At 66.2% G+C, this 9,868-nt stretch carries 6 protein-coding genes; all 6 read right to left on the minus strand.

All coding sequences use genetic code 11. The features are described from left to right. Positions 1–920: hypothetical protein (locus GF405_03880; GenBank protein ID MBD3367304.1), on the minus strand; the 920-nt coding region annotated here is incomplete at its 3' end. A 58-nt stretch (positions 921–978) separates the two neighbouring features. Next, positions 979–1,857 carry a hypothetical protein gene (locus tag GF405_03885; GenBank protein MBD3367305.1) on the minus strand — a complete coding sequence of 293 codons (879 nt, stop codon included), beginning with the start codon at positions 1,855–1,857 and terminating at the stop codon, positions 979–981. Positions 1,858–1,872: 15 nt separating this feature from the next. Then, positions 1,873–7,197: a hypothetical protein gene (locus GF405_03890; protein ID MBD3367306.1), complete on the minus strand. Its 5,325-nt coding sequence runs from the start codon at positions 7,195–7,197 to the stop codon at positions 1,873–1,875. Between the two features lie 206 nt (positions 7,198–7,403). Continuing rightward, entirely contained in the window at positions 7,404–8,213 is an 810-nt protein-coding gene (locus GF405_03895; GenBank protein MBD3367307.1) for an NAD-dependent protein deacylase, read from the minus strand. An 85-nt stretch (positions 8,214–8,298) separates the two neighbouring features. Further along, positions 8,299–9,201, minus strand: coding sequence for a 4Fe-4S binding protein (locus GF405_03900; GenBank protein ID MBD3367308.1), 903 nt, complete (start codon positions 9,199–9,201; stop codon positions 8,299–8,301). Between the two features lie 390 nt (positions 9,202–9,591). After that, the coding region (locus GF405_03905; GenBank protein MBD3367309.1) for a hypothetical protein at positions 9,592–9,868 on the minus strand (277 nt) is incomplete at its 5' end.

The raw sequence follows: 9,868 nt of genomic DNA on the forward strand, positions 1-9,868 counted from the left end.
CCCGCGAAGCGGAAGGGCCCTGCGCGGAAGTCTCTGATCTCGGTCTTGAACCCGTTGACCGCCGGGTCCTCGACATCCCAGAGGTATCCCGAGTTGTTGCGGCCGTACTCCGTCACCAGCGTGACGCGTCCGAACTGCGTCAGGAAGGGGATGAGCTCGCCGAGCGCCAGCTCAGCGTCGACGGCGAAGACCTCATCGAACTGGTCCCTCTCGCCGTAGAACGGCGAGCCGGAGTAGTCCTTCCTCGCGTAGGTCGTCCCGAGGAGCATGTTGTTCCGGAAGAAGCTCCGCGTGACGCGGAACCCGCGATAGTCATCGGTGTTCGTGCTGATGGTGTCGCCTTCGGCCGAACCGGGATGGGCGTCCTGCTCGGCGTCCGAGAGGCTCGACCAGGGCGAGGCGCCGTAGTCGCTGCGCTCACTGATGAAGGCCGCGCCGGAGAACCCGTGAATGCCCCAGAAGTCGGCGCGAATACCCTGCGCCCGGGGGCCGTAGTCGTCGTGCTTGACGACGCCGGGGTTGACGACCTCCAGGAGCGGCTCGTTCAACCAGAACCGGTCCTGTCCGGTGAACAGGTGCGCCTCGAAGTTGCTGGCGCGGTACCGCATGTGGGCCTCGCGGAAGTAGAACTTCGTCTCCTTCAGGTCGTCATCCCACCTGTTCGACTCGGCGGAGATCTTCAGATAGGTCTCGATGTCCCGCCAGGGGGTCGACTTCAGACGAAGCTCCGAGTAGATCCTCGGGTTGTCCAGATTCCACGTCGGATCATCGCCTCCGCTGCTCCGAAGCTCGGCCACGAACTCGGAGTACCCCTCGAGGGTGGTCAGAGCCGAGCCTTCCGCCGCCATGCAGGCCAGCAGGAGTACGGCCGCGACCGCCGCCCAGGGAATGCGCCTTCCGTGTCGTCTGTCTCGCTTCACAGGTCGCTCCTTGATCGAGGGGGTGCGCATCCCTGAGGAGCGCGCCCCGTCGGGGCCGTCACCACGCCAGTATCGCCGACAACCTGTAGAGACTGCCGATCCTGCGCTCGGAGAGAAGCGCCACGTCGAGCCTGACGTGGTCAGCCTTGATCCCGAGCCCCGCGGTGATCCTGTCCCTGTTCATGCCTGCACGGAGTGCGAAGACGTCGTAGAACCAGATCTCCGTCCCGATGTTCAGGCTCGTGCTCTCATCGTAGTAGGAGGGCACCTCGCTCGGCACGCGCCACTCCGCGGTCATCAGCATGACCTCGCGGAAGAGATAGCTCGCGCCCAGGCGAAACTCGCCCGTCACCTTGTCCGTTTCCTCGGTCGTATCGAGGAGCTGAAGCTCCGGCTCTCCGATGTTCCGGTAGGTCGCCGCGTAGGTCCACTGGCCGCGGTGGTAGAGGAGCCCCACATCGCCTGAGTAGGCGTCGTCGCCGCCCTCGGTGTAGGCGGGATCGTCGTAGTACTCGTAGCCGGGAGCCTCGATGGAGAACCGCTTGACCGACACGCCTGCGCGAAGCCCCTCGAGGAACGCCAGCCGCTGCCCGTAGCCCACGACGATCGTGTCCTCGTTGTACAGGTCGGTCGCCCCCGTCCTCATCCACCCAGCCCCGAATCCGCGGCACCCGGTGCCGTATCCGGCCATCGCCGAGTCCTCGGTCAAGCCGTCGACGCTGTAGACGCTGGTCCTCATGCCGAAGAACTGCAGACCCTCGAGGTCCGCCAGGCCGGCAGGGTTCCAGTGGAGCGCCGTCACGTCGTCGGCGACCGCCACGAAGGCCCCGCCCATACCCATCGCCCGCGCGCCCGTCTCGACCTCGAGGAAATTGGCCGATGCCGGCGCTGCTGCCACCATGAGCGACGCGACAAGGAGTACGATGCTCCGATTCATAATCGTCGTCCTTTGCTACTTGATGACCACAACCGGTCTGTTGACGCGCTCGAAGGTCGGCTCGGTGTCGAACCGCGCCTCGATGCGCATCACGTAGATACCGTAGGGCACGACCTCACCGTTCTCGTCGGTGCCGTCCCAGACGATCTGCGCCGGGGTGCGGCCCGTGTACTCGGTCGCCTCCTGGAACACCAGGCGTCTCGCGAGCCGCCCGGACAGGTCGTAGAACTCGACGTTCACATAGTCGGCCTCGCGCCCGAGGAAGAAGCTCACGACCATCTCATCGTAAAGACCGTCGCCGTTCGGCGAGAACGGGTTGGGCTCCGCCATCACGCCGGAGAGTCCCTCCGAGCCGCCGACGTCGAGAGCCTCCCAGTAGAAGACGCCGTAGAGCCCGAGCCCGCGGATGCGGCTCGCGACCGTGTTGCTCGTCGGGCTCGCGCCGCCTCCCAGGAGAACCCACCGCTCGGTCTCCGGGATCCACGAGAAGATGCCGAAGTCGCTCTCGTCGAGTCCGCCGACCTCGTACTGGGGATAGTGAAGCGTCAGGGTCGGCTCTCCGGAGAGCTCGACCGTGCTCCTCCCATCGGTCGACGCCTCGAGCGTCCGCGCGACACCGAGGAACGCCATGTCGTCCCGGATGTTCTCGATGTCCACGAGCGACTCGGCGACCGGTGTCAGCGTGAAGTCGACCGTGTCCCCGGCGCCGGGCAGGTTCGCTCCTTCGAGGGAGAGGACCGTGCCGTCGGCGAAGACCAGGTCGCGCTCGTCAGTGTCGGCGAGAGTGTCCACGACGGAGAGGGTCTGGTAGGCCGCCCATGGTTCAGGAATGCCGAACGTCAGCGTGGACGTCCGAATCGCATTCGCGCTGTCCGCCGCGTCCTTCGCGTAGACCCATCCCTCAAGCACGCGCGCGTCGCCCGTCTTGTTGAGCGTGCTGACGTTCGTGTTCGCAACGACATCGTCCCGCGGGATGTCGGCCGCCCAGACATCGGACGCCAGGTTGACCATGTCGATCGACTCCCTGAGCGCCGTCTGGCCGACCGGATACCAGTGAAGCCGGGCTGCGTCGATGCCGGTCACATCGGTAATCTCGGTCGAGATGACCGCGGGCGCACCGTCGAGCGCCAGCCACGGGATGTGACCGAGCTCGGGGTCGGCAGGGAACGGTGAGATGATCGGAGGCGACGTGTCGACCGCGAAGCTCGCCTCGACCACGCACGCGACCTGGTTGTTCTCGAACCGCTCCTCGGCCGCGTCGGTCGTGTAGTCGAGCATCTCCTCCTGGGTCCGGCCCGGCTCGTGGCCCTCACCCGGGGACACAACGAGATCCATGATGTTGGGATCGCGGTCGCGGTTCGCCTCGCTGTCGCGTCCGCCGCCGATCTGCCACTCGCTGGTGTTCGCGTTGACCCAGCGGATGCCGCCGACGTTCTGGTCGTTCGAGTCGCCGTCGTGCGACGCTATCGTCACGATGATGTCCCAGAAGGCGACGTTCGCGAAGTCGACCCCCGTGTCTCCACCGAAGAGGTCGGCGTTGACACGAATGTCGATGTAATCCTCCTGGTAGTTGTTGCACATCGAGACATCGCTGTCGTTCTTGTAGAGTGTCCAGCTCGCCTGGGAGTTCGACCCGTTCGAGTCGATGAACCACTTGCCCCACCCCTCGACCGAGATGCCGTAGTCCCAGGCGTCGACGCTCGCGATGTCGATGTAGCGGTTCGGGAATCCGCTGGTGGCGCCCTGCCCCTCGACCGCGTCGATGTAGATGTCGATCTTCTGGAGGTTGAGGTCGGTGCGGAACTCGCTGTCGCACGTCTGCTCGCTCGGCTGGGGAGCGCCCCAGTCGGCCGTGCCCGCATCCCTGTGGTTCACGAGGTCGTCGATCGAGACACGGAAGACCAGCATGTTCCCGTCGACGAAGATATCGACGTTCGTGAGGTCGAACGAGCCCGGGAAGAAGACCAGGTTCGTCGGGTAGAAGTAGTAGAGCCCGTCGATCGGATTGCCGCTGCCGTCGGTCTGGTTCGGCCCGTGGTCGTCGTCGAGCGAGTCGGCGAACGACCTGAGCGCAACGGGCGGGTTGTCGATCTCGAGGTCGATGTCAAGCTGCGAGGAGTAGATGTTGAGCGAGTCGCGGGCCGTCACGGTGACGGTCTGCTCTCCCCCGGTCGCCGAGAGGCCGACCGTGTCGGCCGCCGTGTAGACGCCGTCCATGGCCCCCTGGTCGGGGTTGAAGCCGTCGTCGTACATCCTCGTGAGCTCGTCCCCGCCGAGGCTCGACAGATCAAGGAAGACGTCGCCGATACCGCCGCCAAGATCGGTCACCTCGGCGGTGTAGGTCACGACATCGCCCGGCTCGGCGACGGGCGGGTTCGCCTCTCCGTTCGCGAGACCGGGAGCCAGTCCCTCGGCGCGGACGACGTAGGTCGCGTAGTTCGAGAGCATGACGGGCGTCGTGGCCGTCTCCCACCATTCGCCGCTGTCGGGGATCATGTCGTGGGTCGCGTCCGACGGCGTCGAGTCGAGCGCCGTGCGCTTCTCGCCGTCCTCCTGCATCGAATAGGCCTGGAGGCGGACGGTGTCCCCGATGTCGGCCTCGATGATAGACAGGGGAACCTGCAGGATGGCCTGGTCCGCCGTCTTCGTCTGAAGGCCCAGCGCTACGGCGTTCACGCCCTCGGCGAAGCCGATGCGCCACTCCTCCTCCACGAAGTCGTAGTGCTCCCACTGGGCGTTCCAGCGCCGGAGGTCGCCGTAGTCGTTCGCGGCGTACTTGTAGGTGTAGCAGTAGTCGGGCAGCAGGTCGTGAGCAAAGTTGACCGGGAACCCGAACGGGTCGGTGGCCCCGCCGTCGGACGTCCCGCTGGTCTCAATGAGAAGGCCCAGGTGCATTCCGGTCCAGTCCGAGGTGAAGTCGAGCGTCACGATCAGCGTGTCGGCCGAGTTCGCCGACCGCATGACCGTCAGGTCGACTCCCGGCAGGCTGTTGTGGTCGGGGTCGGACTCAGGCGCCGTCTCGTCGACAGCCACGATGGTCGCGTCCACCGGAACGAAGAGCTTCTGTACATTGAGCGTCGGCGTCGTCCCGGTGACCTCGGCCACGCCGTACGACGTTCCTGCCGTGATCGCCGAGGTCGCCGTCCCCGCGGGGTCGGTCGTGATCGGACTCTCGATAGAGGTCAGAAGCCCCGCCGGCGCGGCCGTCAGTGCGATCTCCAGACCGGACTCCGCGACGGCGTTGCCGTAGTCATCGACAACCTGCGCCGTGATGACGCCCGAGTCGCCCGCACGGAGAGCGGGCGGGTCGAGACTCGTCGACACGATCGCGGCGTCGCCCGGCTCGATGACGATCGCCAGGGTATCGACCTCGACCCCAGCCAAACCGGATGCCGGGTCGATGGTGGCGCTGACGTAGGTCGTGCCTGCGACCGTTCCCGAGAAATCGACCTCGAACGTGCCGTTGGGATCGGTCTCGGGCGCGGAGACGGTGAACTGGCCGCCGACTCCGGACGTGAAGAGATTGGCCCTGATACCCCCAACAGGCGCGTCGTTCCCGCTGGCGTCCCTGAGCTGACCGGTGATCCGCGCGGCCTCGGAGCCGCCGGCGGCGATCGCCGACACGTCGGACGAGAGCGCAAGCCTCGTCGGCGCCGCCGGGTCGATTGCAACCTCGAGCACTCCGCGGATCGTGTCGCGCGCCGCCTCAAGCCTGATCACCTCGACCTCGTCGCTCGCGACAAGGAACGGCGCGGCGCCGTCCTCGAACATGTCGTCGGTGATGTACCACGGTTCCGTCGTGAGCACGCTGTCGGCGCTCGCCACGACGAAGTTGCCCTCGGGAGGATACGAGGGATCGAGCTTCGTTGCCTCCAGAAGGACGCTGTCCTGCGCCGCGTCGTCCCAGTAGGCGACGCGACCGTCGGCGTCGCGCGGCTGGATCCACGCCGGGGCGAAGTAGTAGATCGTGTCGGCCGGGAGGCTCACCGTCGTGCGGACGCTCTGGATGGTGTTCCCGACAGAGTCGACGAACGCGTACTCCGTGGCCTCCACGACGTTGAGCGTCAGCTGGCCGACGTCCTCGGTGCTCTCGTCCTCGACCGTCACGGTCGTCACGGCTTCAACGTAACCCTTGGCCGTCGCCTCGACGCGGTAGGTCCCGTCGACGACGATGCCGATCTCGAATGTCCCGGAGCCATTCTCGACGACCTGCGCCCCGTCGCCGCCGACCTCTCCGGTGTCGACGTCGTACGCCGTGACCGTGACGTCCTCGAGCGGGCCGCCGACGGCCGTGACCGAGCCGATGATCTTTCCGTCCACTCTGGTCAGCATGAAATCCACGTTCTCAGTGGTGTCCTCGTTCGCCACGACGACACCGAGCACGGTCGAGTCGAGATATCCCTCCGCGAAGGTCGTGACGTCGTAGGTGCCGTCCGCCAGCGTCGAGATCATGTAGTCTCCCCCGCCCGCGGGGGACTCGTCACTGCCGACGACGTTCCCGCCCTGCATGGCGCTCACGGTCACGACGGTGGTCGTGTCGGACGGTTCGTCGAGCGTGACCGTTCCCGAGATGGCGCCGCTCGGCGGGTACCCCTCGTCGGGAACCCCGTCCGAGTTGGCATCGACGACGATCTCGACGGCCTCATCGGCCGTGATGAGCGCGTTCCATGCCGTGCCGCCGCTCGTCTCGAGAGCCGAAGAGGAGGTCGGCATCAGATCGTACGGTCCGGAGCCGTCCCCGCCGACGACTGCCGCGATGAACTGGACGGTCGTGCCCGGCGGGACCTGTCCGGGCCCGATGCCGTAGAGCTCGTTCCACGAGAAACGGGCCTCGATGTGCTTGAGGCCCGGGTTGCACTGCGAGTAGAACTCCGTGAGGTCGGTCGTGCTCGTCGGATCGGAGCAGAACTTCGCATCGAACGTCACGGGGAGGTTCCAGCCGCCCATCACGACCTCGGCCCCGAAGCCCTCGAACACGAGCTGACGCGCGTAGAAGTCGGCGCTCGTGAAATCGGTCGCGCCCGTCACGCCGTTCTGCCAGTCGGTGTCGATGAAGAGCAGGTAGCCGTTCCCGTATCCGCCCGGGCCGTTCACGGTCTTGATGCCGACGTACAGACTGTCGGCGTCCCAGGTGACCCAGAGGTTGTCGAGGTCCGCATCCGACGGGTAGTAGCGGCAATCGTCGTTGGGGTCGTTGAAGACCAGCTCGTCGGCCTCCCAGTCCCCCGCCTGGGTCTGGACCCGCCCATTGACGTTCGGGCTGTTGTACGTCTTCGATGTCGCGGCGCCGAAGGCCACGAGAACGGCCAGGAGCACCACAACGGGCAACATGCGTCTCATAAGCTGATCCCCGAAAAGCGCCGCGCGGAGCGCGGTCAGGCCATATCGCCGTTACAAGGGTAGACCAGTCCCGTCCGGCCTCCAAGGCCGGCGAGCGTCCTTCACCCTGATTGCGTCCTATAAGGAAGAAGCTAGCAGAGCATCAGATGAGCGTCAAGCACGCGGGGGAGGGAGGCCCTGGGGCCGGGAAACCGTGCGGTCGCGGGTCACCGGTCGGTCTCGCCCCGGAACTTCGCAGCGGCGTCGGTCACATTCTGCCTCGCGTCCCTCCGCTCTGCAACCCTGCCGACGAGCTCGGGCAGCACACCGCCCGCCGGTCCGAGCAGGGTGGCGTCGATCAGCACGGAGAACGGCGTATACCCGGTGTTGATCTCGACCACCGTCGCTCCATTGTGCTTCGCGACGAGCGGCAGTGAAGCGGCCGGCCGTACGACGGCCGACGTCCCGACGACGAGCATCGCGTCGCACGACTGTGCGGCACGTCGGGACGCCTCGAAGGCCTTGACCGGAAGAGGTTCCCCGAACCAGACGACATCCGGCCTGAGGAGCGCGCCGCACGTCGTGCACCGGGGTGGGATCTCGCTCAGCGGCGTCTCGGTGAAGGCGCCGACCGTGAGCTCCCTCGTGCATCTCGCCCGCCAGATATTGCCGTGGAGCTCGATCGGATCGGAGCTCCCGGCCCTCGCGTGGAGGCCGTCCACGTTCTGGGTGACGAGACGGACGTCCTGGAAGACATCCTCGAGTTCTGCGATGGCCTTGTGGGCGGGGTTGGGCTCCGCGTCAGCGATGATCTGACGGCGGTAGTCGTACCAGCTCCAGACGAGCTCCGGATCGGCCTCGAAGGCCTCGGCCGTCGCCAGGTCCTCGGCGCTGTACTCCCTCCAGAGGCCGTCCCTCCCGCGGAAGGTCGGCACTCCGCTCTCCTGCGAGACACCGGCGCCCGTGAAGACCACGAGGCGGTCGGCGCCGCTCAGTCGGTCGACCAGATCCTCCGTGATGCCGGCGGAGAGTCCCATTGACGCATCCCTCCCTCCGGGGATGGTCTGGCGGGCTCAGGGGGACGGTCGGAGTCGATCGCGCGGCCCACGTCGTCCGCAGGCATCAGGGCGCCGCTGTCAGGTCCTCCTCGATACCCCGGACGCTCCCGGAGCCCCAGTTGTGAACGCGCTTGAAGCGCATACTCCACGTCGGGGAGCCGCTGCGAGTGCAGTTCATGCATCTGATGCAGTCGACGCTGTCTATCTGCTCCGGCACCTTGAGGTCCATGGGGCAATCCCGCGAGCAGTTCCTGCACGTCGCGCAGTTCTCGTAGTTCGAGCCCCTGGCCGCCGCCACCCTGCAGCTGTCGAGATCGACGTTGAGCTGGAGCAGGCTCACTTTGTTGAAGAGTCCGAAGATGGCGCCCAACGGACAAACGAACCGGCAGAACGGGCGCTTCATCATTCCGAAGAGCAGGATGAGTCCGGCCAGGATCCCGATCTTCAGCCCGAACATCCAGGTGGTGAAGTCCATGCCCGCCGCGAAGTCGGAACCCCGTGCGTTCCACAGCAGCCAGGGCAGCCCCGCGCCCAGCGTTCCCGCAGGGCAGATCTTGCAGAACCAGGGTTCCCAGGTCCACCAGGCTATGAAGCCGACCACGACGACGAGCACGACGAACTTCATGTGCCTGAGCCAGTCGGGCGCGGAGAACTTCGGGAGTTTGAGCTTGTAGACGATCTCCTGGAACCACCCGAACGGGCACAGCCAGCCGCACGGCCACCTGCCGACCAAGACGCCGATGATCCCGAGAACGCCGAGAAGATAGAAGGGAAGAGCGCGGATGATGACGAAGTGCTGAAGCGCTCCGATCGGACACGAGCCCCACGCGAGGGGGCAGGCGTAGCAGTTGAGCACCGGAACGCAGACGCCCTTCAGCGAACCCTGATAGAAGCTCGCTCTCGGGATCGACGCGAAGTACGAGTTCGTCGCGAAGAAGGCGACGAGCTGCACGATCCTCCGGTTCACACCCGCTCCCGCCTTCCCGCCGACAGGTCTGTCCCGTCTAGGCTACACCGATGCATGTCAGGCAGATCGTCACTCCGTTCGAGAGCGTCTCAAGGAAGTCGCCCATCGCCACGCCGTACCAGACGGCGAGCGCGAAGAGAATGAGAAGCACTGTGAAGGCGAACTTCCGCATGGTCACGTCCGGGGATCGTATCTTCGCGAGGGCCCCCTTGCGCCGGGGACCGTTCTTCCCAAGGCACACCATGATTGTACGCCCTGAAACGACCGACAGTCAACCTCGTAGCACTCCGAACGCGCCGCGTATCCGGCGTTCTCGAGCCGCACCGGGGCAACGTAACGGCGGGGGCCCCGGAGGGACCCCCGCGTCGTTCCTCCCGATCGCCGCCGCTTCTAGATCATGAACCCGCGGATCCTCGCCTTGAGAACGGCGTGGGCCGCCGCCAGCCGGGCGACCGGAACCCGGAACGGCGAACAGCTCACGTAATCGAGGCCGGCGTGGTGGCAGAAGTTGATCGAGCTGGGGTCACCGCCGTGTTCGCCGCAGATGCCGACGTGGAGCTCGGGGTTGACCTCCAGCCCGCGCTCGAGCGCCAGCTTGACGAGGCTGCCCACGCCGCGCTGGTCGAGCGACTGGAACGGGTCCTTCCGGAGCACCCCGCGCTTCAGG

Source organism: Candidatus Effluviviaceae Genus V sp., from assembly GCA_014728125.1.
In the GTDB taxonomy this organism is placed as follows: domain Bacteria; phylum Joyebacterota; class Joyebacteria; order Joyebacterales; family Joyebacteraceae; genus WJMD01.

Excerpts from the sequence above, each read along its gene's own strand:
- GF405_03885 (MBD3367305.1), bottom strand. The coding sequence starts at position 1,857 with ATGAATCGGAGCATCGTACTCCTTGTCGCGTCGCTCATGGTGGCAGCA.
- GF405_03895 (MBD3367307.1), bottom strand. The coding sequence starts at position 8,213 with ATGGGACTCTCCGCCGGCATCACGGAGGATCTGGTCGACCGACTGAGC.
- GF405_03890 (MBD3367306.1), bottom strand. The coding sequence starts at position 7,197 with ATGAGACGCATGTTGCCCGTTGTGGTGCTCCTGGCCGTTCTCGTGGCC.